At 70.7% G+C, this 22,261-nt stretch carries 24 protein-coding genes, 2 tRNA genes and 1 other RNA gene; 18 read left to right on the top strand and 9 right to left on the bottom strand.

Features of this window, described 5'->3' with window-relative positions:
• The first annotated feature begins 412 nt into the window (after positions 1 to 412).
• A complete protein-coding gene (locus tag ACFJIT_RS10610; RefSeq protein ID WP_379653593.1) occupies positions 413 to 2,383 on the top strand; it encodes a SurA N-terminal domain-containing protein in 1,971 nt (656 codons plus the stop codon).
• A 355-nt stretch (positions 2,384 to 2,738) separates the two neighbouring features.
• On the opposite strand, the gene ACFJIT_RS10605 is transcribed toward ACFJIT_RS10610, so the two are convergent.
• From ACFJIT_RS10605 to gloB, 3 genes are all read right to left on the bottom strand, one after another.
• On the bottom strand, positions 2,739 to 3,386 hold the full coding sequence (locus tag ACFJIT_RS10605) for an enoyl-ACP reductase (RefSeq protein ID WP_379655761.1): 648 nt from the start codon (positions 3,384 to 3,386) through the stop codon (positions 2,739 to 2,741).
• Positions 3,387 to 3,593: 207 nt separating this feature from the next.
• The gene (locus tag ACFJIT_RS10600; RefSeq protein WP_379653592.1) at positions 3,594 to 4,751 is read right to left on the bottom strand and encodes a transglycosylase SLT domain-containing protein; all 1,158 of its coding nucleotides are present in this window, start codon (positions 4,749 to 4,751) and stop codon (positions 3,594 to 3,596) included.
• A gap of 14 nt (positions 4,752 to 4,765) precedes the next feature.
• Positions 4,766 to 5,542, bottom strand: coding sequence for a hydroxyacylglutathione hydrolase (gene gloB / locus ACFJIT_RS10595; RefSeq protein WP_379655760.1), 777 nt, complete (start codon positions 5,540 to 5,542; stop codon positions 4,766 to 4,768).
• A gap of 48 nt (positions 5,543 to 5,590) precedes the next feature.
• Here gloB and ACFJIT_RS10590 point away from each other — a divergent pair, with 48 nt between their 5' ends.
• Genes ACFJIT_RS10590 through dnaQ form a run of 4 tightly spaced genes read left to right on the top strand, consistent with a single transcriptional unit; the run spans position 5,591 to position 8,000 of the window.
• On the top strand, positions 5,591 to 6,226 hold the full coding sequence (locus ACFJIT_RS10590) for a methyltransferase domain-containing protein (RefSeq protein WP_130534579.1): 636 nt from the start codon (positions 5,591 to 5,593) through the stop codon (positions 6,224 to 6,226).
• Between the two features lie 17 nt (positions 6,227 to 6,243).
• Entirely contained in the window at positions 6,244 to 6,693 is a 450-nt protein-coding gene (gene rnhA, locus ACFJIT_RS10585; RefSeq protein ID WP_130520007.1) for a ribonuclease HI, read from the top strand.
• Entirely contained in the window at positions 6,690 to 7,241 is a 552-nt protein-coding gene (locus tag ACFJIT_RS10580) for a GNAT family N-acetyltransferase (protein ID WP_379653591.1), read from the top strand. The genes rnhA and ACFJIT_RS10580 overlap by 4 nt, the downstream gene beginning before the upstream one ends.
• 3 nt (positions 7,242 to 7,244) lie before the next feature.
• The gene (gene dnaQ / locus ACFJIT_RS10575; RefSeq protein WP_379653590.1) at positions 7,245 to 8,000 is read left to right on the top strand and encodes a DNA polymerase III subunit epsilon; all 756 of its coding nucleotides are present in this window, start codon (positions 7,245 to 7,247) and stop codon (positions 7,998 to 8,000) included.
• Positions 8,001 to 8,309: 309 nt separating this feature from the next.
• Here dnaQ and ACFJIT_RS10570 read toward each other — a convergent pair whose 3' ends face one another.
• Entirely contained in the window at positions 8,310 to 9,014 is a 705-nt protein-coding gene (locus ACFJIT_RS10570; protein WP_130520013.1) for a PP2C family serine/threonine-protein phosphatase, read from the bottom strand.
• Between the two features lie 208 nt (positions 9,015 to 9,222).
• Between ACFJIT_RS10570 and ACFJIT_RS10565 the strand changes: the two genes are divergently transcribed.
• A tRNA-Ser gene (locus tag ACFJIT_RS10565) sits at positions 9,223 to 9,312 on the top strand.
• A gap of 112 nt (positions 9,313 to 9,424) precedes the next feature.
• Complete coding sequence (locus tag ACFJIT_RS10560; protein WP_130529152.1) at positions 9,425 to 9,832, top strand: DUF6165 family protein; 408 nt, start codon at positions 9,425 to 9,427, stop codon at positions 9,830 to 9,832.
• A gap of 58 nt (positions 9,833 to 9,890) precedes the next feature.
• Here the strand turns inward: ACFJIT_RS10560 and ACFJIT_RS10555 are convergent, their stop codons facing one another.
• On the bottom strand, positions 9,891 to 10,934 hold the full coding sequence (locus tag ACFJIT_RS10555; RefSeq protein ID WP_379653589.1) for a glycosyltransferase family 9 protein: 1,044 nt from the start codon (positions 10,932 to 10,934) through the stop codon (positions 9,891 to 9,893).
• 18 nt (positions 10,935 to 10,952) lie between these two features.
• Here ACFJIT_RS10555 and ACFJIT_RS10550 point away from each other — a divergent pair, with 18 nt between their 5' ends.
• Genes ACFJIT_RS10550 through ACFJIT_RS10520 form a run of 7 tightly spaced genes read left to right on the top strand, consistent with a single transcriptional unit; the run spans position 10,953 to position 15,070 of the window.
• The gene (locus tag ACFJIT_RS10550) at positions 10,953 to 11,702 is read left to right on the top strand and encodes a 3-deoxy-D-manno-octulosonic acid kinase (RefSeq protein ID WP_130534572.1); all 750 of its coding nucleotides are present in this window, start codon (positions 10,953 to 10,955) and stop codon (positions 11,700 to 11,702) included.
• 8 nt (positions 11,703 to 11,710) lie between these two features.
• Positions 11,711 to 12,466: an MBL fold metallo-hydrolase gene (locus ACFJIT_RS10545; protein ID WP_379653588.1), complete on the top strand. Its 756-nt coding sequence runs from the start codon at positions 11,711 to 11,713 to the stop codon at positions 12,464 to 12,466.
• Position 12,467: 1 nt separating this feature from the next.
• Positions 12,468 to 13,493: a GTP 3',8-cyclase MoaA gene (gene moaA / locus ACFJIT_RS10540; protein WP_379653587.1), complete on the top strand. Its 1,026-nt coding sequence runs from the start codon at positions 12,468 to 12,470 to the stop codon at positions 13,491 to 13,493.
• A 3-nt stretch (positions 13,494 to 13,496) separates the two neighbouring features.
• Positions 13,497 to 13,877: a DUF4440 domain-containing protein gene (locus ACFJIT_RS10535; RefSeq protein ID WP_379653586.1), complete on the top strand. Its 381-nt coding sequence runs from the start codon at positions 13,497 to 13,499 to the stop codon at positions 13,875 to 13,877.
• Between the two features lie 25 nt (positions 13,878 to 13,902).
• On the top strand, positions 13,903 to 14,391 hold the full coding sequence (moaC, locus tag ACFJIT_RS10530) for a cyclic pyranopterin monophosphate synthase MoaC (protein WP_379653585.1): 489 nt from the start codon (positions 13,903 to 13,905) through the stop codon (positions 14,389 to 14,391).
• Positions 14,388 to 14,630: a MoaD/ThiS family protein gene (locus ACFJIT_RS10525; RefSeq protein WP_130520054.1), complete on the top strand. Its 243-nt coding sequence runs from the start codon at positions 14,388 to 14,390 to the stop codon at positions 14,628 to 14,630. The genes moaC and ACFJIT_RS10525 overlap by 4 nt, the downstream gene beginning before the upstream one ends.
• Positions 14,631 to 14,632: 2 nt before the next feature.
• The gene (locus ACFJIT_RS10520) at positions 14,633 to 15,070 is read left to right on the top strand and encodes a molybdenum cofactor biosynthesis protein MoaE (RefSeq protein WP_379653584.1); all 438 of its coding nucleotides are present in this window, start codon (positions 14,633 to 14,635) and stop codon (positions 15,068 to 15,070) included.
• A gap of 147 nt (positions 15,071 to 15,217) precedes the next feature.
• Here the strand turns inward: ACFJIT_RS10520 and ffs are convergent.
• An RNA gene (gene ffs / locus ACFJIT_RS10515) (signal recognition particle sRNA small type) lies at positions 15,218 to 15,314 on the bottom strand.
• A gap of 234 nt (positions 15,315 to 15,548) precedes the next feature.
• A tRNA-Ser gene (locus ACFJIT_RS10510) sits at positions 15,549 to 15,641 on the bottom strand.
• Positions 15,642 to 15,819: 178 nt separating this feature from the next.
• Between ACFJIT_RS10510 and dnaX the strand changes: the two genes are divergently transcribed.
• The 4 genes from dnaX (at position 15,820) to ACFJIT_RS10490 (ending at position 19,154) form a co-directional block, all read left to right on the top strand.
• Entirely contained in the window at positions 15,820 to 17,682 is a 1,863-nt protein-coding gene (gene dnaX, locus ACFJIT_RS10505; RefSeq protein WP_379653583.1) for a DNA polymerase III subunit gamma/tau, read from the top strand.
• A gap of 7 nt (positions 17,683 to 17,689) precedes the next feature.
• Positions 17,690 to 18,010, top strand: coding sequence for a YbaB/EbfC family nucleoid-associated protein (locus tag ACFJIT_RS10500; protein ID WP_130520062.1), 321 nt, complete (start codon positions 17,690 to 17,692; stop codon positions 18,008 to 18,010).
• 82 nt (positions 18,011 to 18,092) lie between these two features.
• Positions 18,093 to 18,689 carry a recombination mediator RecR gene (gene recR / locus ACFJIT_RS10495; protein ID WP_235873078.1) on the top strand — a complete coding sequence of 199 codons (597 nt, stop codon included), beginning with the start codon at positions 18,093 to 18,095 and terminating at the stop codon, positions 18,687 to 18,689.
• 108 nt (positions 18,690 to 18,797) lie between these two features.
• Positions 18,798 to 19,154, top strand: a complete 357-nt coding sequence (locus tag ACFJIT_RS10490; protein WP_130520065.1) for a histidine triad nucleotide-binding protein — start codon at positions 18,798 to 18,800, stop codon at positions 19,152 to 19,154.
• Positions 19,155 to 19,737: 583 nt separating this feature from the next.
• On the opposite strand, the gene ACFJIT_RS10485 is transcribed toward ACFJIT_RS10490, so the two are convergent.
• Both ACFJIT_RS10485 and ACFJIT_RS10480 read right to left on the bottom strand, forming a co-directional pair.
• Entirely contained in the window at positions 19,738 to 20,265 is a 528-nt protein-coding gene (locus tag ACFJIT_RS10485) for a Slp family lipoprotein (RefSeq protein WP_130520067.1), read from the bottom strand.
• Between the two features lie 26 nt (positions 20,266 to 20,291).
• Positions 20,292 to 22,259 carry a transglutaminaseTgpA domain-containing protein gene (locus tag ACFJIT_RS10480; protein WP_379655759.1) on the bottom strand — a complete coding sequence of 656 codons (1,968 nt, stop codon included), beginning with the start codon at positions 22,257 to 22,259 and terminating at the stop codon, positions 20,292 to 20,294.
• Positions 22,260 to 22,261: the final 2 nt, after the last annotated feature.

Raw genomic sequence — 22,261 nt, 5'->3', positions numbered from 1 at the left:
CCGGCGACCCCGGCGGGCGTTTTCTTTTGTGCTTCGCCGCACGCGGCGCGGGCAAACACGTTTCGCCAGCCTCGACACGATCGGGCGCGTTTACTCGGCAGATGACTGCGATTTTTCTCCACCCGAAGTCTTAAGGCGTAACGCACGCGGCAGCGGTCCGGCGGGCGGCGGACGCGACCAGCGAAGCAGGACGCGGAGCGCCCGAGTCAGGGCAGGATGCCCTGATCGAGGGACAAGCGGCCACCGCCCGCCGGATCGCTGCCCCTCCGAAGCCGGAACGCCCAGGGCGCCGCGATCCCGCGGAGCCTTTTCCCGTGCCTGAGCATCGTGTCAGGGGCGCGGCCTAGCCGGCGGCATTGCGCGTGGAACCACGCTAAACTGCGCGGCTTGCCGAACCTGACCTAACGACTCGATGTTGCAGACTCTTCGCGAAAAGACCTCAGGCTGGATCGCCACCGTGGTGATGGGCCTGCTGATCGTTCCGTTCGCCTTCGTGGGCGTGAACGAGTACATGAGCGGTGGTCCGGATTCCTCCGTGGCACGCGTGCAGGCCCCGCCGACCTGGTGGCCCTCGGCCCCGTCGTGGCCGCCGCTCTCGCTGCTGTGGCAGCACGCCGACATCAGCGTGCAGGACTACCAGCGCGCCGTGAGCGACGCACGCCGCCGCCAGCAGGCGCAGCAGCGCGATGCCTTCGACGCCCGCGAGTTCGACTCGGCCGCCAACAAGCGCAAGATCCTGGACGACCTGATCGACCGCAAGGTCGTCGAACTGGCCGCCACGCGGGACGGCGTGGCGGTGAGCGATGCCGCGCTGCGCGAAGCGATCGCCTCGGACGCCAGTTTCCAGCAGGGCGGCAAGTTCGACGGCGCCACCTACGCCGCGATCCTGCAGCAGAACGGCCTGACCCCGACCACCTACCAGCAGCAGCTGCGCCAGGACATGACCATCTCCCTGGTGCCGCAGGGCCTGGCGATGAGCAGCTTCGTCACCGATCAGCAGATGGACCAGTTCTTCAAGCGGATGGGCGAGACGCGCGATGTGACCCTGGCCACCCTGCCGGCGCCGACCCCGGACACCGCGCCGGTCACCGATGCCCAGGCCAAGCAGTGGTACGACGCCCACCGCGCCGATTTCCGCAAGCCCGAGCAGGTCAGCGTGGAGTACGTCGAGGTCGACGCGTCCAAGCTGCCGCCCGCGCCGGCCGTCGACGAGGCCGAGCTGCGCAAGCGCTACGAAGCCGATACCGCGCGCTTCTCCACCGAGCAGCGTCTGGCCTCGCACATCCTGATCTCGGTGCCCGCCGGCGCCGATGCGGCCACGCAGAAGGCGGCCGAGGACAAGGCGGCCAAGCTGGCCGAACAGGCCAAGGCCCCGGGCGCGGACTTCGCCGCGCTGGCCAAGGCCAATTCGCAGGACCCGGGCTCGGCCGAGAACGGCGGCGACCTGGGCTGGGTGACGCGCGGGATGATGGTCGGCCCGTTCGAACAGGCCCTGTTCGGCATCGCCAAGCCGGGCGAGGTGGTGGGCCCGATCAAGAGCGAGTTCGGCTACCACGTGATCAAGCTGCGCGAGGTCAAGGGCCAGTCCGCCAAGCCCTTCGAGGACGTGCGCGCGCAGTTGGCCGCCGAGGCGCAGAAGGAAGCCGACGCCAAGCACTACAACGACGTGGCCGGCAAGCTGGTCACCGCCACGCTGGACAACCCGGATTCGCTCACCGCCGGCGCCCAGGCCGCCGGACTGCAGGTGCAGAAGGCCGGCCCCTTCTCGCGCGGCGACGCGCCGGGCCTGCTGGCCAACCCGCAGGTGCTGCGCGTGGTGTTCGACGAGCAGCAGATCGCCGACCGCACCGCCAGCCAGCTGATCAAGATCGATGACACGCACGCCCTGGTGGTGCGCGTGACCGACCACAGCGAAGCGACCGACCAGCCGCTGGACAAGGTCAAGGACCAGGTCGTGGCCGCCGTGCGCGCAGACCGCGCCGAAAAGGCCGCCGAAAAGCTGGCCGACGACGTGCTGGCGCGGGTGAAGAAGGGCGAGAGCCTCAAGGCCATCGCCGACGCGGCGCATTACCAGTTCGGGCTGATCCCGGGCCTGCCGCGCGGCGCGCAGATCCCCTGGCGCGAAGGCAGCCAGGCCCTGTTCGCCGCGCCCGCGCCCGAGGCCGGCAAGGTCACCCCGGGCAAGGTGCGCATGGAAGACGGCCGCTTCGTGGTGTTCACCGTGGACAAGGTCACCCCGGGCGATGCCGGCAAGCTGCCCGAGGACCAGCGCGAGCAGCTGCGCCAGCAGATCACCCAGCTCTATGCGGGCGCGGACGTGCAGCAATACGTCCAGGACACGCGCCGCAAGTTCAAGGTCGTGGTGCACGAAGACAAGCTGTAAGCGCGTCCTCGCCGCACGACATCGAAAGCCGCGCCTGGCTGACAGGCGCGGCTTTTTCGTTCTCGCCGGTGTTGGCGCGTGAGCCAGCCGATGACGTGAGAGTGGAGTGGGCGAGCTGACTTCGCTAACCCGCCTCGACCCGGCCGGGTATGGCTTCCGCACTCCATGCCGGATTCATCGTCGGGCCGGCATGGCCCGCGCTCCGCACTCCCAGGTCGAGGCGCTGCGGCGAATCGATCAGGACTTCTTCGATCCTAGGCTTTGCTTCGATCCGAAGCCTCCTAGCGTGACGCGCGAGGCAGCGGGGATCCCTAGATCGGCAGATAAGCTTTTAAGCGTGAGCCCAGCTCGCGCCTCAGCCGCCATCAACCCCGCTCATCCCCAGGATGTTGTAACCGGCATCGACATAGGTGATCTCACCGGTGATGCCGGCGGCCAGATCCGAGCACAGGAACGCCGCCGCATTGCCCACATCGTCGATGGAGACGTTGCGGCGCAGCGGCGCATGTTCCTCGACATAGCTGAGCGTCTTGCGGAAGCCCGCGATGCCCGAAGCGGCCAGCGTCTTGATCGGCCCGGCGGAGATGGCGTTGACGCGCGTGCCTTCGGGACCGAGATTGAGGGCCAGGTAGCGCACGGTCGCCTCCAGGCTGGCCTTGGCCACGCCCATCAGGTTGTAGTTGTAGAGCGCACGCTGCGCGCCGAGATAGCTCAGCGTCAAAATCGCACCCTGCTGGCCCCGCATCAGCGGCCGCGCCGCGTGGGCGAGGGCGGCCAGCGAATAGGCCGAGATGTCGTGGGCCTCCGCGAAGTTCTCCCGCGTTAGGCCATCGAGGAACTCACCGGCGATGGCCTCGCCCTGGGCGAAGGCGATGGCATGCACCAGCACGTCCAGACTGTCCCAGTGCTCTGCCAGGGCCTCGAAGCAGGCATCGATCTGCGCATCGTCGGCCACGTCCAGCGGCAGCGCGATCTCGCTGCCGAAGGTGGTCGCCGCCTGCAGGACACGCGGCTTGAGCTTGTCGTTCTGGTAGGTGAACGCCAGTTCGGCCCCTGGCGATGCATGGCTTCGGCGATGCCCCAGGCGATGGAGCGGTCCGACGCGATGCCGGTGATCAGGACACGTTTGCCTTGCAGAAACCCCATTGCGCCTCTCGCGTGCGAGCCGAAAACCAAGCGCTCATTCTGCCATCGCCCAAGGATGCGGGTCTCAGCGCAGCGGATCGGCCAGCTTCAGCACCATGCCCGGCTTGATCAGCGCCCGCTTGCCCAGCGCGTTCCAGCGGATCAGCTGCGCGGTGGCCAGGCCGTAGCGGCGGGCGATGGCCGAGAGCGTCTCGCCGCGCACCACCGTGTGCGTGGCCGGCGGTTCGGCCGGCGCACTGGACGACGCGGGAGCCGCGTCGCCGCCGCCCAGCGCACGCAGATCCGCGGCCACCGCCGGCGTGCCGGTGCGCGGGCCGGCCAACACCCACATCGTCTCGCCGCCCAGGCCGCCGCGCAGGCGCGACACCGCCGGATTGAGGCCGGCGATCTGGTCCACGTCGCGGCCCTCGCGCGCGGCCCAGGCCGAGAGCGAGCCGTAGTCGGCCGGCAGCGCCGTGGCCTGCAGATGCGCGACCGGCCGCGCGAGCGAGGCCAGCCACTCCGGGCGCTCCCCCGCATCCTCGAGCACACAGGCCAGCGCGTGCAGCTTGTCCACGTAGGCGGCGGTGTTGCGCGAGACCCCGGGCAGCGTCGTGGGCCGTTCCATCGCCGTGCCGCGGCCGGCGCGGCGCACCGCCTGCACGATGCGGTTCTCGCCGGCGTTGTAGGCCATGATCGCCAGACGCCAGTTGCCGTCGAACATGTCGTGCAGCGTCTTGAGATAGCGCACCGCCGCCTGGGTCGATTCCACCGGCGACAGCCGCCCGTCGTAGCCCTTGCGCATGCGCACGCCGTGGTTGCGCGCGGTCAGCGAGACGAACTGCCACAGGCCGGCCGGGCCCGCGCCGTTGGCGGCGCCCGGGTGGTACCCGCTCTCCACGAAGGGGATCAGCGAGTACTCGGTCGGCAGGCCGGCCTGGCGCATCGCGCCGACCACGTAGCCGAACAGCGGCAGGATGTCGTCGTCGCGATCGGCCAGCCGATTCGGCGCGTGGGCGAAGTTGCGCCGGTACTGCGCATCGCTGGCCTGCGCGGTGCAGCTGGGTTCGGCCAGCCCCTCGCGGAACTGGCGGAAGATCTCGCCGCCATCCACGCTCTGCTGCGCCGGATCGACGCCTGCATCGGCCGCCGCAGTCCCGGCCCCGCGCGCCTCGGCCGGCGCGTCGGTCGCCTGCTGCGCCCAGCCCGGGGAGACGCCGCCAGCCAGGGCCAGCAGACACACGGCCGCCACCCGCCTCACGCGCGGAAGCCGTCCTTCCAGCGCCGCAGCCCGGCGAAGGTCTCCACCCGGTCGCCGGCCCGATGCACCAGCCAGGCGTCCACCGCCTGGGCGACCTCGGGGACGTCCACGCGCAGGAACGGGTTGGTCGCGCGTTCCTCGGCCAGGCTGACCGGCAGGCTCGGCCGGCCCTGGGTGCGCAGGGCGCGCACCTGGTCGGCGCGCTGCCGCAGGGCCGCGTTGCCCGGTTCGACCGCCAGTGCGAAGGCGGCGTTGCTGGCGGTGTATTCGTGGCCGCAGCACACCGGCGTGTCCCCGGGCAGCGCGGCGAGCCGGTCCAGCGAGGTCAGCATCTGCGCCGGCGTGCCTTCGAACAGGCGCCCGCAGCCCAGGCTGAACAAGGTATCGCCGCTGAACAGCTCGCCGCCCTCGGCCAGCCGTTGGAAGGCGACGTGGCTGCGGGTGTGTCCAGGCACGAACAGCGCCTGGAACCTCATGCCCGCGGCCTCGAAGGTTTCGCCATCGCCCACGCGGTGGGTCGCGGTGACGATGCGGTCATCGTCGGCGGCGATCACCGGCAGCCCGGGCCAGCGCGCCAGCAGTTCTGGCACGCCGCCGATATGGTCGTCATGGTGGTGGGTGAGCAGGATCGCAGCCGGCGCCAGGCCTTGCGCGGCGGCCTCCAGCACCGGCGCGGCCTGGCCCGGGTCGACGATCAGGGACTGCCCGGCATCGCCGCGCAGCACCCAGATGTAGTTGTCGTCGAAGGCGCGCAGCGCGGTGAGGCTTGGCATCATGGATCGGGTCGGCAGACGCGGGGGCGTCCTCTACAATCCCCGACCATGCCTGCCGCCGCCTCCCAACGTCAACCCGAGCCCCTGGCGTGGTTCGGGACCGCGGACGGGCAGCGCCTGCTGGCGGCTGAACAGCCGCGCATCGCCTCCCTGCTGGCCGCCAAGGCCGCCGCGCCCACGCTATGGCTGCATCCCGGCGCCGGCGCGGGCGTCTCGGTGGTGGCCGCCGGCCTGGCGCTGCAGGCCTCCGGCGGCGGTTTCGACGGGCCGCTGCGCTGCGGCCCCAGCCTGCCGCTGGCCTCGGACAGCTTCAGCGCGGTGGTGGTGCAGCACGTGCCGGAGAACGGCGCGCGCGGCGTGCTGGCCGAATGCGCGCGCGTGCTCGAGCCGGGCGGCCGGCTGTGGCTGTTCACGCTCAATCCGGTCAGCCCATACCGCCTGCGCTGGCGCCGCACCGGCCTGTCGGTGCGCAACCCCGGGCGCTGGCGCCGGCTGCTGCAGCAGGCCGGGCTGGACTGCGAGGCCCATCCCCCGCAGTGGCTGGGGCCGGCCTGGCGCAACGACGGCCGCGCGCCGGACATGATGCGGGCGGTGTGCCTGCTGCAGGCCGACAAGCGCGGCCCCGACCTGATCCTCTCGCCCGCCCGGCCGCCGCGATGGCAGCCCGGCGCGGTGCCGGCCTGACTCCTACGGACAGCTCCATGAAACAGATCACCATCCATTCCGACGGCTCGTGCCTGGGCAATCCCGGGCCCGGCGGCTGGGCCGCGCTGCTGCGCTACGGCCGCATCGAACGCGAGCTGTTCGGCGGCGAGGCGCATACCACCAACAACCGCATGGAGCTGATGGCCGCGATCATGGCGCTGGAGGCTCTGACCGAGCCCTGCCAGGTGATCCTGATCACCGACTCGCAGTACGTGCGCCAGGGCATCACCGAATGGATGCCCGGCTGGATCCGCAAGCAGTGGAAGACCGCCGCTGGTGGCGCGGTCAAGAACCGCGAGCTGTGGGAGCGCCTGCACGCGGCCACCCAGCGCCATCAGATCGACTGGCGCTGGGTGAAGGGCCATTCGGGCGACGCCGACAACGAGCGCGTGGACGTGCTGGCGCGCAACGCGGCCATCGCCGTGCGCGACGGCGCGGCGGCGTGAGTGCCTCCTCGCCCGAGCAGGCGTCGGCGCTGCGCAGCGCGCGTCTGACCCTGCACCTGCCCACCGACAGCGAGCGCGATGCGGCGCTGATGCTGGCCGTGCTCAACGATGCCGACTTCATCGCCCAGGTCCGCGACGCCGGCGTGCGCGACCTGGCCACGGCGCGCGAGGCGGTGCGGCGCGGGCCGCTGGCGTATCGCGCCGCCAACGGCCTGGGCCTGTGCCGGGTGGTGGAAACCGCGAGCGGCCGCGACATCGGCCAGGCCGGCCTGGTCACCCGCGATTATTTGCCCGCGCCGGACCTGGGCTATGCGCTGCTGCCCGAGGCGCGCGGCAAGGGCTACGCGACCGAGGCCGCGCGCGCGGTGCTGGACCACGCGCGCGACGTGCTGCGCCTGCCGCGCGTGCTGGCGCTGGTCAATCCCACCAACACCGCATCGCTGACGGTGATGGACCGCCTGGGCTTCGTGTTTGAGACAATGGCCCAGCTGCCCGGCCTGGACCATTCGCTGCGGCAGTTCTCCATCACGCTGCACGAGGACCGCTAGGCCATGCGCCAGATCATCCTGGACACCGAAACCACCGGCCTGGAATGGAAGAAGGGCAACCGCGTCGTCGAGATCGGCGCGGTCGAACTGATCGAGCGCCGCCCCAGCGGCCACAACTTCCACAAGTACCTCAGGCCCGATTGCGAGTTCGAACCCGGCGCCCAGGAAGTGACCGGGCTGACGCTGGAGTTCCTGGCCGACAAGCCGGCGTTCGAGGAGATCGTCGAGGAGTTCCTCGACTACGTGCGCGGCGCCGAGGTGATCATCCACAACGCCTCGTTCGACGTGGGCTTCCTGGACAGCGAGCTGGCGCGGCTCGGCGCGCAGTACGGCCGCCTCACCGACTACTGCACCGTGGTGGACACCCTGGCCATGGCGCGCGAGCGCTACCCGGGGCAGCGCAACTCGCTCGATGCGCTGTGCAAGCGCCTGGGCGTGGACAACACCCACCGTCACCTGCACGGCGGCCTGCTCGACGCGCAGATCCTGGCCGATGTCTACATCGCGCTGACCTCTGGCCAGGAGGAGATCGGCTTCGGCAGCTTCGACGAGGGCGGCGGGCATGCCGCGCCGGTGGTGCACGCCTTCGATGCCAGCAATGTCGGCCTGCGCGCGCGGGTGACGCCGACCGCGGGTGAGCTGGAGGCGCACGCCAAGCGCCTGGAGAAGCTGCGCGCCAAGGCCGGCGGACCGTGCCTGTGGGATCTGATCGAGGCGCCGCCGGCGCCGGCTAACGCCGAGGCCGCTGCGGTCGCCTGAGGGGGCTGGGAGGCCTGGGGCAGGGCGGCGAATGCCCCGAGGCGGGTCTGCAGGTCCAAACGTAGAGAGGACCAACCCTTCCGTCATTCCCGCGAAAGCCCAGCGCCTGTGGCGCTTCAGATGAAAGCCACTGGATTCCCGCCTTCGCGGGAATGACGGCGGTGGGTGGGTGCTTGGGTGGCTCGAAATGCGCGGCCGGTCCTGCGAGGCACGGCGGAGAGGCAAAACTTCCTGAGGCGGCTCCGGCTTACTTCAAACTCCAGGACACACAGCGAGACGCCAGGCCCGGCCGGCGCTGCCTCGCCCCGCTCAGCCGCAGCGCACCAGGATCGCGGTGACGTTGTCCGAGCCGCCGCCGTCGAGCGCGGCGGCGATCAGCGCGTCCACGCATTCCTGCGCGCTGCAGTCGTCCTGGCGCAGGATCGCGGCGATGCCGCGGTCGTCCACTTCCTCGGTCAGGCCATCGCTGCACAGCAGCAGCTGCATGCCGGGGCGGAATTCGCCGGTCAGCGTCTCGACGTTGAGCTGCGCCGGGTCGGTCACCCCCAGCGCCTGGGTGACCACGTTGCGATGCGGATGCGAGCGCGCCTGCTCGCTGGTCAGCGCGCCCTGTGCGATCAGTTCCTGCACGTAGCTGTGGTCCTGGCTGAGCTGGGCCAGCTGGCCGTCGCGCCACAGGTAGGCGCGGCTGTCGCCGACCCAGGCCACCTCGAAGCGGTTGCCCTGCACGCGCGCGGCCACCACGGTGGTGCCCATCGGCAGGGAGTCGTTGCGCCGGCGCGAGGTGCGGATGATCTCCTCGTCGGCCACGCGGATGGCCTGGCCCAGCGCGGCGCCGGCGTTGATCTCGCGCACGATGGTCTCGCGCGCCAGGGCGCTGGCGACTTCACCGCAGGCGTGGCCGCCCATGCCGTCGGCGACCAGCCACAGGCCGAGCGCGCTGTCGCCGTAATAGGTGTCTTCGTTCAGGGCGCGCCGCAGGCCGACGTGGCTGAGGTGTCCGAACTCGATCATGTGGCGCCTGACGTCCCCGGTTGCATTGAAAAATGAACGCTATGATTGCGTCGAAGCGGACAAGGGACAAGCTGCAGTGCATCGGCGGCGTCCGCCAACATCCGGTCCGGCGCCCCGCCGCGTGGTGCTTGTCCCGGGCCGGCGCGGCCCGTATCATGCGCAACCCCGGATCGACCCCCGGGGACCGCCGACAGGCGGTGCGACACCCGGAGAGGTGGCAGAGTGGTCGAATGTACCTGACTCGAAATCAGGCGTACGTGCAAGCGTACCGTGGGTTCGAATCCCACCCTCTCCGCCATGTTCCGCAGACGGCCCCCGATGGGGCCGTTTGCTTGTCCGCCCTGCGCTGCGTGGCCTCGCGCCGACGGCGACGCCGGTACACTTGCGGCCTTTCATCGCGATGGTGCGCCATGTCCGAAATCCTCACTCCGGTCTCCTTCGGCGAGCTGCTGGACAAGATCTCGATCCTGCAGATCAAGTCCGAGCGCATGACTGACGCGGCCAAGCTGGCCAACGTGCGCAAGGAGCTCTCGGCGCTGGAGCAGACCTGGATGGCGCATCCGGCGGCGGTGCAGGACATCGCGCGCCTGCGCGCCGAGCTCAAGGCGGTCAACGAGCGGCTGTGGGTGATCGAGGACGACATCCGGCTCAAGGAGAAGGCGCAGGCCTTCGACGAGGAGTTCATCCGCCTGGCGCGCAGCGTCTACTTCGAGAACGACACCCGCGCGCGGATCAAGAAGGACATCAACCTGGCGCTGGGCTCGGCCTATGTCGAGGAGAAGTCCTACGAGGACTACGGCAGCGGCGCCGCGCCCTGACGCGTTGCCGGGGCAGTGAACGCGACGCCGGCCTGCGCGGCCGCCGGGTCCGGTTCGATCAGCCTGCCGTGTCGGCGCGATAGCGCTCGAACGCGGCGATCGCGTCGTCGACGGTGACCAGCGCCATCACCTCGTCGAACTCGATCTTGGTGCGCCATTTCAGCTCGCTCGCCGGCTTGTGCAGGTAGCGCCGCGCCGCGTCGTCGTAGCGGTCCACGCAGTAGCGCACATCCGAGTACGGCCCGCTGCGGCGCGGGTTGCTGGCCGCATGCAGGCCCAGCACCTTGGTGCCCATGGCGTTGGCGATGTGCATGGGGCCCGAGTCGGGGGTGACCACCAGGTCGGCGCGGGCCAGCAGCGCCGGCAGCTGCTTGAGCGTGTCCTTGCCGACCAGGTCCAGCACCGGGCCACGCATCTGCGCGGCGATGGCGTCGGCGGTCTGCCGCTCCAGCACGCTGCGCCCGCCACACAGCACCACGCGCCAGCCCTGGACGATGGCGTGGTCGGCCAGCGCCGCGTAGCGGTCGGCATACCAGTTGCGGCGCACATGGCTGGAGCAGGGCGAGATCATCAGCACGCGCCGGCCATCGTCCGGCCACTGCGCGCGGGCCCAGTCCCAGGCCTCGGGCGGGACCGGCAGGTCCCAGGTCACCACGTCCTGGCGCAGGCCCAGCGGTTCGCAGAAGCTGCCGATGGCATCCAGGACATGGATGCCCGGCCGGTCGGCTATGCGCTCGTTGACGAACAGGCCGTGCAGATCCTTGGAGCGGCTGCGGTCGTAGCCGATCCGGCGGCGCGCGGGGACGAAGGCAGACAGCACATTGGCGCGCAGCGCGACCTGCATCTGCAGCAGCACGTCGAAGCGGCCGGGCAGGGTGGCGCGCAGGGCGCGCATGCCGGCCAGCCCGGTCTTCTTGTCGTAGACGTGGAAGCGCACCCCCGGCAGGCCGTCGAGCAGCTTGCGGCCGCCGCCATCGATGATCCAGTCCAGCGTCAGCTGCGGCCAGGCGCGCTGCAGCGTGCGCACCAGCGGCACCACGTGGGTGACATCGCCCAGCGCGGACAGGCGCAGCAGGCACAGGGACTCAGGGGCGTTCGACAAAATTGTTAGACTCGCGCGATGGCCGCTTTTGACGCGACGGAAGTGCTGATGCCGTACCGCGATGCGCGCGGTGACGGGGCGATTCTGTTCGACCGCCAGCGCCTGCGGCAAGCGCAGCCCGAATGGCTGGACCCCGCCCACTGGGGCGACCAGGCCCGGCCGGTGGACAGCGGCGGCCGCGGCGGGGCCTGGTTCGTCGATGCGCCGTTCGGACAGAGCCTGCTGCGCCAGTACAAGCGCGGCGGCCTGGCCGCCAGCGTCAGCAGCGACCGCTACCTGTGGCGCGGCGCCAATCGCACGCGCAGCTTCGCCGAGTTCCGCCTGACCCGCGCCCTGCACCGCATGCGCCTGCCGGTGCCGCAGCCGTTCGTGGCCCGCTATCTGCGCCAGGGCCTGACCTATCGCGCCGCGATCCTGATGGAACGCCTGGCCGACGTGCGCTCGCTGGCCGACCGTTACCAGGTGGCCGGGCAGAGCGCCCCGCTGGAGGAAACCGGGCGCCTGATCGCGCGCTTCCACCGCGCCGGCCTGGATCATGCCGACCTCAACGCGCACAACATCCTGTTCGATGCGCAGGGGCGCGGCTGGCTGATCGACTTCGACCGCGGCGTGCTGCGCATCCCGGCCACGCGCTGGCGCGAGGCCAACCTGGCCCGATTGCTGCGCTCGCTGATGAAACTGCGCGGGGAACGTAGCAGCCAGCAGGTGCAGGAGGACTTCGCGCGCTTGCGCAAGGCCTACGACCGCGCCTGGGAACGGGGCTTCTGAGGGCCGACATGCGCTGGTCGCTGCGTTTCCAGGGCGTGGGCAATGCCTCGGCGGTCGAGCTGGGCTCGGCGATGGCGACCATCGAGCGCGATGGCGCGCCGTGGCTGACCATCGACTGCGGCAGCGAGGGCCTGGACGCCTACATCCGCCAGTACGGGCAGGCGCCGTCGGCGGTGTTCGTCACCCATACCCACCTGGACCATGTCGGCGGTTTCGAGCGCCTGTTCGGCAGCGCCTATTTCGATCCGGCGCGGCGCGGGCAGGTGCGGCTGTACGTGCCCGCGCCGGTCGTGCCGCTGCTGCACCAGCGCGTGGCCGAGTATCCCAACGTCCTGGCCGAGGGCGGGGCGAACTTCTGGGACGCCTTCCGCCTGGTGCCGGTGGGCGAGGCGTTCTGGCACGACGGGGTGCGGCTGGAGGCGTTCCCGGTGCGCCACCACTGGCCGCAGACGGCCTTCGGCCTGCGCCTGCCCGGTGCGCTGGTGTGGACCGGCGACACCCGTCCGATTCCGGAGATGCTGGCGCAGTACGCCGACGCCGGCGAGGTGATCGCGCACGACTGCGCGCTGCACGGCAATCCCTCGCACAGCGGCATCGAGGACCTGGAGCGCGAGTACCCGCGCGCGCTGCTGGCGCGCTGCGTGCTCTACCACCACGCCAGCGCCGAGGACGCGCGCGCCCTGGCCGGGCGCGGCCATCGCGTCGCCTTGCCGGGGCAGGTGCTAGCGTTGCCGGACCCGATCCCAGGCCCCTTGCCGTCCTGACATGAACGCCTTGCCACGCACGCCGGAACTGCCGCTGGACCAGCGCGGCCGGCCGCTGCGCGATCTGCGCCTGTCGGTGATCGAGGCCTGCAACTTCCGCTGCGGCTACTGCATGCCGGCCGACAAGGTGCCCGACGACTACGGGCTGGACGCGGCCTCGCGCCTGTCCTTCGACCAGATCGAGACGCTGGTGCGCGGCTTTGCGCGGGTAGGTGTGAACAAGCTGCGCATCACCGGCGGCGAGCCGCTGCTGCGCAAGGACCTGCCGACGCTGATCGCGCGGCTGGCGCGCATCCCCGGCATCGACGACCTGGCGCTGACCACCAACGGCGCCCTGCTCGCACGCCATGCCCAGGCGCTGCGCGATGCCGGCCTGCATCGCATCACGGTCAGCCTGGACGCGCTGGATCCGCAGCGCTTCGCGCAGATGTCCGGCGGACGCGGCGACATCGCCACGGTGCTGCGCGGCATCGACGCCGCGCACGCGGCCGGCTTTGCCAGCCTCAAGCTCAACTGCGTGGTCCAGCGCGGCGTCAACGAGGATCAGGTGCTGCCGCTGGTCGAACACTTCCGCGGCAGCGGCCACGTGCTGCGTTTCATCGAATTCATGGACGTGGGCACCTGCAACGACTGGCGCGCGGCCCAGGTGGTGACCTCGCGCGAGCTGCGCGACGCGATCCACGCGCGCTGGCCGCTGCATGCGTTGGATGCGCACTACCGCGGCGAAGTCGCGGTGCGCCACGCCTTCGACGATGGCGGCGGCGAGATCGGCTTCGTGTCCTCGGTCAGCGCGCCGTTCTGCGGCGATTGCCAGCGCGCGCGCGTCTCGGCCGATGGCCGGCTCTACACCTGCCTGTTCTCCGGCGCCTCCACCGACCTGCGCCCGAGCCTGGCCCAGGGCGAACTGCCGCTGGCCGAGCGTCTGGCCGGCCTGTGGTCGCGCCGTGCCGACCGTTACAGCGAGCTGCGCGGCCAGCCGGTCCAGCCGCCGCGCAAGCGCGTGGAGATGTTCCTGATCGGAGGCTGATGCGTGGACGCCGCGTTGCGCACCTGGTTGATCGCCCAGGAGCGCGCGCTGCTCACGGCCCAGGTGCGCGCCAGCACAGCGCGCCTGCAGGCGCTGCTTGCCGAGGACTTCGTCGAGTTCGGCGCCTCGGGCCGGCGCTATACGCGCCAGGACATCGTGGCCGAACTGGCGCAGGAATCCGACCAGACCCGCTACAGCGCCGACGCCTTCGAGTGCGTCGAACTGGCGCCAGGGCTGGTCCAGCTGCGCTACGTCTCCCGGCGCGAGGATGCCGCTGGCGTGCGCCTGGCCCGGCGCAGCTCGCTCTGGCGTCAGGAGGCGGCGGGGTGGCGCATGGTGTTCCACCAGGGCACGCCGCTGCCGGACGCTCTAGACGCCGGCTGAGCGCGACTTGCACTACGCTTGCGCGATGAATGCACCGCGCACGCTTACCCATCTGGATGCCTCCGGCCAGCCGGCCATGGTCGATGTCTCGGACAAGGCCGTCACCGCGCGCCAGGCCACGGCCGAATGCCTGGTGGCGTTCCCGCGCGAGGTCGCCGAGCAGCTGCGCCGCGATGCGCTGCGCAGCGCCAAGGGCGGTATTGTCGAGACCGCGGTGATCGCCGGCACCATGGCGGTCAAGCGCACCCACGAGCTGATCCCGTTCTGCCATCCGCTGCCCGTCGACGGCTGCCGGCTGGCCATCGACTGGCACGACGCGGACACGCTGCGCATCGAATGCAGCGTGCGCACCACCCATCGCACCGGCGTGGAGATGGAGGCGATGACCGGCGCCACCGTCGCGGCGCTGACGGTCTACGACATGTGCAAGGCGCTCTCGCACGCCATCGTGCTGGGCCCGGCGCGGCTGCTGGGCAAGCACGGCGGCAAGCGCGACTTCGGGGTGTCGGCATGACCGGCGTGCAGGTGCTGTACTTCGCCAGCCTGCGTCAGGCCGCCGGCGTGGAGCGCGAAAGCGTGCAGACCACGGCCTCGGACCTGGCCGGCCTGTATGCCGAGCTGAAGCAGCGCCATGGCTTCGCCTGGGAACCGGCGCATCTGCGCGTCGCCCAGAGCGGCGCCTTCGCGCGCTGGGACGATGCGATCGCCGAAGGCGCGCAGATCGCCTTCATTCCGCCGGTCAGCGGAGGCTGAGAATGACCAGCTTCGCTATCACCGACCAGCCGATCGAGCCCGCGCCTTTGCGCACGCAGCTGCTGAGCGCGCGCGCCGGCGCCTTCGCCAGCTTCGAAGGCTGGGTGCGCGACCACAACGAAGGGCAGGGCGTGTTGGGCCTGCACTACGAGGCCTATGCCGAGCTGGCGCGGGCCGAAGGCGAGAAGATCCTCGATGAGGCGCTGACGCGGTTCGACATCGTCGACGCGCGCTGCGTGCATCGCGTCGGCGAGCTGGCCGTGGGCGAGATGGCGGTCTGGGTCGGCGTGTCGGCCGGCCACCGCGACGGCGCCTTCGCCGCCTGCCGCTGGATCATCGACGAGACCAAGGCACGCGTGCCGATCTGGAAGCAGGAGCGCTACCTCGACGGCGCGCAGAGCTGGCTGCATCCGGGCGCATCGGCCGCCGACGCCGAGTGAGGCGCCTTGCGCGCTGCCGGCAGCGTGGCGTTGCCCGAGGAATCCAGCCCTGTTTCCATGACTTCTGCTCTGCACGCGCCGCGGAAGCGTTCGTGCACAGCGAACGCGCATGGCGTTGCGCGCGGGCGGGGCCTGAAAAAGGTGGCGGCCCCGCCGGCTGACCTCGGCGCCCGCGTCAGTCGATACCGTTGCTGCCTTCCGGCCCTGGCGGGATTTTCGACCTAGCGTCGCGAGGGGCCGACGGGGCCACCATGGACGCGGGCCGCGCATCGCGCGGCCCGGGTGCGTTGCGTCATCGTTGGAGGCGATGACCTGTAACTGGCGGAGAGAGGGGGATTCACTCGGCATCTTTCGATGCCTCGCCCTACGGGCGGTTTCGCCGTGCAGGTGGCTGCGCCACCTGTCGAACCCGGGGTTCTCACCCCCTCCCAGGCGCCGGCGAAACTCACGCGGCTGGGCCATCTCGACACTTTCAAACTGGCGGAGAGAGGGGGATTCGAACCCCCGAAGCGCGGTTTAGACGCTTACACACTTTCCAGGCGTGCTCCTTCAACCACTCGGACACCTCTCCGGGACCTGAACACGGCTGCGGGGCCGCGCTCAGGGGCGCAGATTCTAGCCGCGCGCCGGATTTATTGCGAGTCCCGCGAACCTGTCGTGCGCGACGGGCCGTTCATGCCGGGACGCTGGAGGGTCTCTTCGCTACGTTCGTCCTTGGAACGCCCCCCCTGGCGCGGCACAATGACCGCATGTCCTACCTCGTCCTGGCCCGCAAGTGGCGCCCGAAGCGTTTCGCCGAACTGGTCGGTCAGGAGCACGTGGTGCGTGCGCTGTCCAACGCGCTCGATAGCGGCCGCATCCACCACGCCTTCCTGTTCACCGGCACGCGCGGGGTGGGCAAGACCACCATCGCGCGCATCTTCGCCAAGTCGCTGAACTGCGAGACCGGTACCAGCGCCGATCCGTGCGGCCAGTGCGCGGCCTGCCTGGACATCGACGCCGGGCGCTATATCGACCTGCTGGAGATCGACGCGGCCTCCAACACCGGCGTGGACGATGTTCGCGAGGTGATCGAGAACGCCCAGTACATGCCCAGCCGCGGCAAGTTCAAGGTCTATCTGATCGACGAAGTGCACATGCTGTCCAAGGCGGCGTTCAATGCGCTGCTCAAGACGCTGGAGGAGCCGCCGGAGCATGTGAAGTTCCTGCTGGCCACCACCGATCCGCAGAAGCTGCCGGTGACCGTGCTCAGCCGCTGCCTGCAGTTCAACCTCAAGCGCCTGGACGAGGCGCAGATCGGCGGGCAGATCACCAAGATCCTCGGCGCCGAGCAGATCCCCTCGGAGGACGGCGCGGTGCGCCAGATCGCCAAGGCCGCCGATGGATCGCTGCGCGACGGCCTGTCGCTGCTGGACCAGGCCATCGCCTACACCGCCGGTGAGCTCAGCGATGCCGGCGTGCGCACCATGCTGGGCACGGTCGACCGCACCCAGGTCGGCGCGCTGCTCGACGCGCTGGCCGACGGCGACGGCGCGCGGCTGATGGCCACCATCGCCACGCTGGCCGAGTTCTCGCCGGACTGGGGCGGGGTGCTGGAGGCCTTCGCCGAGGCGCTGCATCGCATCCAGGTGCGCCAGCTGGTGCCGGGCGTGGCGATCGAGGCCGAGGGCGTCGACGCCGAAGGCTTCGCCCAGCGCCTGCGCCCGGAAGTGGTGCAGCTCTGGTACCAGATGGCGCTCAACGGTCGCCGCGATCTCTACCTGGCGCCGAGCCCGCGTGCCGGGTTCGAAATGAGCCTGCTGCGCATGCTGGCCTTCCGTCCAGCCGGAGCCGGCGATGTCGCGCCGGCCTCCGCCGCACCGGCCAAGCCGACCGCGGGCACGGTGGACGAGACCGCAAGCGGACGCGCCGCCGCGGCCCCGCTGATGCCGGAGATGGCGACGGCCCCGCATGCGTCGGTCGAGCCCGTGCCTGCGCCCGCGCCGAAGCCATCCGTGGTGAGCGAGCCGGAACCCGCGCCCTTCGCCGCTGCGCCTGCGGTCCAGGTCGCGCCAACGCCGGCATCAGCACCAGCCATGGACGATGTCCCGCCGTGGGAAGTGCCGGCGCAGAAGATCAGCGTCGCCGAGCCGGTGCAGGCAGCCCCGAGCCCCATCGCCGCGCCTGCCACGCCCGCGCGCGCGCCGTCCGCGCCGCCGCCGACCAGTGACGGCATCGCCGATACCGATCACTGGCTGGCGCTGGTCGCCTCGGCCAAGCTGAGCGGGCCTTCGCGCCAGCTCGCCGCCAACGTCGCCTTCGCCAGCTACGGCGATGCGGTGCTGCGCCTGTCCCTGGCGCCCGGCCTGGACTATCTGCGCACCGAGCGCTCGGTGGGCGACCTGGCCGATGCGCTGTCCGCCTCGCTGGGGCGCGTGCCCAAGATCGTGTTCGACACCGGCGCGGTCGCCGGCGAAGGCGCCGAGACGCTGGCCATGCGCGATGCGCGCCAGCAGGACGCGCGCCGCGCCTCGGCCGAAGAACAGTTCATGAACCACCCCGACGTGCAGCGGCTGATCCAGCAGCACGGCGCGCGCGTGGTGCCCGATTCCATCCGACCTTTCGACGAGTAACCAGACCATGCGTGGAAACATCGCCCAACTCATGCAGCAGGCGCAGAAGATGCAGGAAAACCTGCAGAAGGCGCAGGAAGAGCTGGCCAAGCTGGAAGTCACCGGCAACGCCGGCGGCAACATGGTCAGCGTGACGCTGACCGGCGCCAAGGAGTGCCGCAAGGTGCGCATCGACCCGACCCTGCTGTCCGATGCGGAAATGCTCGAGGACCTGATCGCCGCGGCGTTCAACGACGCCTCCAACAAGATCGACGCCGAATCCAAGACGCGCATGGGCTCGGCCACCGCCGGCATGCAGCTGCCGCCCGGCATGAAGCTGCCGTTCTGAAGCGCAGGGGGCAGGGACCAGGGGCCGGTATGTCCCTGCGTTTTCCCTGGCCTCTGGTCCCTGACCCCCGGCCCCTTCCGCTTTGACTTCTTCGCTGCTCGAACAGCTCATCGACGCGCTCAAGGTCCTGCCCGGCGTGGGCAGCAAGAGCGCCCAGCGCATGGCCTACCAGCTGCTGGAGCGCGATCGCGCCGGCGGCCGCCGGCTGTCGTCCGCGCTGGCCGAGGCCATGGAGCACATCGGCCACTGCCAGCAGTGCCGCGACTTCACCGAAGGCACGCTGTGCGCCATCTGCGCCAGCCCCAGCCGCGACCGCCACCAGCTGTGCGTGGTCGAATCCCCAGCCGACCGATTGGCCATCGAACAGGCCACCGGCTATCGCGGCCTGTACTTCATCCTGCAGGGCCGGCTCTCGCCGCTGGACGGCATCGGCCCGCGCGAACTCGGCCTGGAACAGCTGTCCCAGCGCCTGGCCCAGGGCGAGGTCGCCGAACTGATCATCGCCACCAATCCCACCGTCGAAGGCGAGGCTACCGCGCACTACCTGGCGCAGCTGGCGCGCCAGGCGGACGTCAAGCCGATGCGCCTGGCGCACGGCGTGCCGCTGGGCGGAGAGCTGGAGTACGTCGATCGCGGCACGCTCTCGCACGCGTTCGGTTCGCGCAGCGAGATGAGTTGAGGCAGGCGTGAGTGGAGAGAAGTGAGGGGCGAGCGCAAGCCGGAGCTCCCTTCTTGCGCATCGCGCTAAGCTCTTCCCACTTCTGACTTCACTGCACTCACTCTTCCAATGAACGACACCATCTTCGGCAAGATCATCCGGCGCGAGATCCCGGCCACCATCGTCTATGAGGACGATGAGGTGCTGGGCTTCAAGGACATCGCGCCACAGGCGCCGGTGCACGTGCTGTTCATTCCCAAGCAGGTGCACGTGCCCACGCTGGACGACCTGACGCCGGACCAGGCCACGCTGGTGGGCAAGCTGGTGCTGGCCGCGGCGCACTACGCCCGCCAGGAAGGCTTCGCCGACAAGGGCTATCGCGTGGTCATGAACTGCCGCGACGATGCCGGGCAGACCGTCTATCACATCCACCTGCACCTGCTGGCGGGCGCGGCGCTGGGCCACTTCGGTGCACCGGGCGGCTGAAGCCCGCGGGACTGCCCACGCGGCCATTTGGAACGGCTTTTCGCCGGAGTGCAGGGACGTGAACCATGGGGATGGCATGCGTGCGCCAGCGGGGGACTCGCTTCGCCAACCCGCCTCGACCCGGCCAGGCATGGCGCATCGGCTCGTCAGTCATCCCTCGCTGGCTCTTGGGCGGGCGATGAGGCGCTATCGGGAAAGCGCCATCGCCGCCATTGGCCAAACAGATACAAGGTCGGTTCCCACCTGTAGAGCGGAGCTTGCTCCGCTCAGGCTTTCCCGATGATCCGGCCGGAATGCAGCGGAGCAAGCTCCGCTCTACAAGAGGGCGGCGACTTGCTCGTTCCGCAGAGCCGCTCGGATCGAGGCCCTGGCAGCAGATGGATCAACCTTCTTCTCCCAAAGCCTTGCTTTCGACGCGAAGTGCTTGGGCATGACGCGCGTGGCAGCGGTTCGGCGGGCGAGGGCGCGACCAGCGGGAAAGGAAGCAGACGCCCACGCCAGCGATCGATTGATAGGCAGAAGCACTTCAAAGAAAAGGCCGGCAATCGCCGGCCTTTCTCTACTACGCGGAAACTGAGGCGACTTACCACCAGCCCCAGCGCGGACCCCAGCCCCAGCCCGGGCCAGGACCCCAGAACGGGTCGTAGTACGGATACGGGCGCACCTGCACCTCGCGCACCTTCGGCCACAGATAGACCACGTCGGCGTCGACCTTGGGCAGGCGGTAGTCGTACTCGCCGATGCGCGTGGTCTCGGTGCCGGACACACGACCGACGAAGGTCACCTCACGGCCCTTGGAGAAGATTGCCGGATCGTAGAAGCCCGCGCGGCAGGCGATGAAGCGCCCATCGGTCGCATCCGGCGTATCGCTCTGCGGACGGCCCGTGGCGCTGAGCGGCGCGGAGATCATCTCAAAGCACGTGCTGTTGGCACCCGGCTTGGTCTCGACGATGCGGCCACCCCAGCGCACCTGCGCGCCGGTCTGCACGCCGACCACCGCATCGCGCGGCGTCACGCCGGGGAACTGACCCTGCAGCGGCTTGGGCGCGGTCGCGCAGGCGCCTAGGGCGATCGCAAGGCCAGTCACGGCCAGCGGACGGAGAAAAGACATGCGCTTCATACGGGCCTCGGAATGGATCACGGACGGTGCCGGCGAAGATCGCGTATCAGCGCCCGGACGTCCGCGTGACCGGCAGCGTAGCGTGCCTGTGCGAAACGCTGGCTGAGTGAGATGAGTTCCTCGTTTTTGTGCGCTGCAGTGGCGTCGCGTCGCACGCCCGCCACACGCTGCGCCCAGCGCTGCGCCGGCTCGTCCGCGCCGGGCGCCAGATCGAACCGGCGATAGCGCCGCCCCAGCGCATGCCACTGCCGCAGCAGCGGATCGCGCTCGCGTTCGCCGCGCGCCAGCAGCCAGGCCATGCCCAGCAGCGCGCCGCCGCCGGCCAGCGCGAACAGCAGGCCCAGGCGCCCTTCGTCCAGGCGCTCGATGCCGAAGGGCTGCAGCAGCCGGCGCTGGCGCTCGACATCGAAGCCCAGCACCAGATCGTTCCAGCCGCGCCGCAGCCAGTCGCTGACCTGCGCGTAGCGGCTCAGGCCGAACAGACCCTCGCCCCCGTCGCCAGCGGCCTGGGCACGGTCGTCCAGCGTGTCGTAGATGCGCTCGGGCGCCACCGCGGCGGTGGGGTCCACCCGCACCCAGCCGCGCTGCGGCAGCCACACCTCGGCCCAGGCGTGGGCGTCCTGGCGGCGCAGGATCCAGTAGCCGCCGCCGAACGGATTGCGCACCCCGCCCACGTAACCGGTCACCACCCGCGCGGGAATGCCGGCCGCACGCATCAGGATCACGAAGGACGAACTGAACTGCTCGCAGAAGCCCTGCCTGGTCTGGAACAGGAACTCGTCGGCCATGTCGCGTCCCGGCAGCGGGATGTCCAGCGTGTAGCCGAAGTCCTTGCGGATCCAGGTCAGCGCGCGCTGGACGATGGCCGCATCGCCGTTGGCGCCGGCTTCGGCGCGCCACTGCCGGCCCAGCGCGACCGTGCGGGGATTGAGCCCCGGCGGCAGGCGCAGATCGCGCTGCAGCGCCTGCGGCGGCAGCTGGGCATCGAAGCGCGCCGGCGCCTGGCCCTGCATGCGCCAGCGCGTCAGCGAGGCCAGCGGGCGCTGCGCGCTCAGTTCGTAGTCGGCCGACAGCCGCGCGCCCTCGGGTGCCGCGAAGGGTAGGTCCAGCGCGACGAGCTGGCTGCGGTCGGTGGGTTCGTAGTCGAGCTGGTAGTCGTAGCGCGGGCCCTGGCGCGACACCTCGGCCGGCGCGCGCCCACCGCTCCAGCCGCGGCGCCACACGCGGCCGTCGAAGTCGTCCAGCACCGGCCCGCGCCAGTACATCTGCGAAGGTGGTGGCGTGGCGCCGAAGAAGGTCACGCGCGCGGCCGGCGTGTCGTCGGCCAGCAGGTCGATCCACTCGCCCGGCCGCATGTCGTCGGACAGCCCTGGCCGGCCGACCGCGCGGTCGGGCAGGCCCCACAGCGGGCTGCCCAGGCGCGGGAACAGCCAGAACGTCAGCAGGACCAGTGGCAGCCCCATCAGCACCAGCCGGCCGAGCTGCCAGGGGCTGATGCGCGCCGCGCTGGCGCCGCTGGCGTCGAGCAGGCCGGACTCCAGCGCGGCCAGGCGCAGCATGGCCACCAGTGCGCACAGCACCGAGACCAGCCCCAGCGCCATCGTCAGCGGGCCCTGATCGAGCAGGAACGCGGCGAACGGCGCGAACAGCGCAAAGCCCACCAGGCTGCGGCCGTCGCGCAGCGTGGTGGTCTCGGTCGGCTTGATCGCCAGCATCGCCGCCAGCAGCGCGCAGCCGGTATCGCGGCCGACGCGCGGCCCGGCCGACCACAGCACCGCGGCCAGCGCCGCCAGCGCCAGCAGCACGCGCAGCGGCAGCGGGATGCGCCGCTTCCACGAGGCGCCCGCGCTGAGCACGCCGATCGCCCCGATCGCCAACGCCGTGCCGCCCGGCAGCTGCAGCAGCAGCGGCAGCAGGCCGAAGCCGGCCGAGGCCAGCGTCCACAGCCGGCTGCGCGCGTCCAGCGCGGGCGAATCGGCGTGCACGC

It is taken from the genome of Pseudoxanthomonas sp. UC19_8 (assembly GCF_042700505.1).
GTDB lineage: Bacteria > Pseudomonadota > Gammaproteobacteria > Xanthomonadales > Xanthomonadaceae > Pseudoxanthomonas_A > Pseudoxanthomonas_A winnipegensis.
This window is presented reverse-complemented; position numbering and strand designations above follow the sequence as displayed.

Bases quoted from the DNA above. Each gene is read 5' to 3' on its own strand.
- ACFJIT_RS10520 (WP_379653584.1), top strand. From the start codon at position 14,633: ATGACCAGCTTCGCTATCACCGACCAGCCGATCGAGCCCGCGCCTTTG.
- ACFJIT_RS10500 (WP_130520062.1), top strand. From the start codon at position 17,690: ATGCGTGGAAACATCGCCCAACTCATGCAGCAGGCGCAGAAGATGCAG.
- ACFJIT_RS10590 (WP_130534579.1), top strand. From the start codon at position 5,591: ATGCCTGCCGCCGCCTCCCAACGTCAACCCGAGCCCCTGGCGTGGTTC.
- ACFJIT_RS10490 (WP_130520065.1), top strand. From the start codon at position 18,798: ATGAACGACACCATCTTCGGCAAGATCATCCGGCGCGAGATCCCGGCC.
- gloB (WP_379655760.1), bottom strand. From the start codon at position 5,542: ATGCCAAGCCTCACCGCGCTGCGCGCCTTCGACGACAACTACATCTGG.
- ACFJIT_RS10485 (WP_130520067.1), bottom strand. From the start codon at position 20,265: ATGTCTTTTCTCCGTCCGCTGGCCGTGACTGGCCTTGCGATCGCCCTA.
- dnaX (WP_379653583.1), top strand. From the start codon at position 15,820: ATGTCCTACCTCGTCCTGGCCCGCAAGTGGCGCCCGAAGCGTTTCGCC.
- ACFJIT_RS10560 (WP_130529152.1), top strand. From the start codon at position 9,425: ATGTCCGAAATCCTCACTCCGGTCTCCTTCGGCGAGCTGCTGGACAAG.
- rnhA (WP_130520007.1), top strand. From the start codon at position 6,244: ATGAAACAGATCACCATCCATTCCGACGGCTCGTGCCTGGGCAATCCC.
- ACFJIT_RS10525 (WP_130520054.1), top strand. From the start codon at position 14,388: ATGACCGGCGTGCAGGTGCTGTACTTCGCCAGCCTGCGTCAGGCCGCC.
- moaA (WP_379653587.1), top strand. From the start codon at position 12,468: ATGAACGCCTTGCCACGCACGCCGGAACTGCCGCTGGACCAGCGCGGC.
- ACFJIT_RS10550 (WP_130534572.1), top strand. From the start codon at position 10,953: ATGGCCGCTTTTGACGCGACGGAAGTGCTGATGCCGTACCGCGATGCG.
- moaC (WP_379653585.1), top strand. From the start codon at position 13,903: ATGAATGCACCGCGCACGCTTACCCATCTGGATGCCTCCGGCCAGCCG.
- ACFJIT_RS10570 (WP_130520013.1), bottom strand. From the start codon at position 9,014: ATGATCGAGTTCGGACACCTCAGCCACGTCGGCCTGCGGCGCGCCCTG.
- ACFJIT_RS10545 (WP_379653588.1), top strand. From the start codon at position 11,711: ATGCGCTGGTCGCTGCGTTTCCAGGGCGTGGGCAATGCCTCGGCGGTC.
- ACFJIT_RS10610 (WP_379653593.1), top strand. From the start codon at position 413: ATGTTGCAGACTCTTCGCGAAAAGACCTCAGGCTGGATCGCCACCGTG.
- dnaQ (WP_379653590.1), top strand. From the start codon at position 7,245: ATGCGCCAGATCATCCTGGACACCGAAACCACCGGCCTGGAATGGAAG.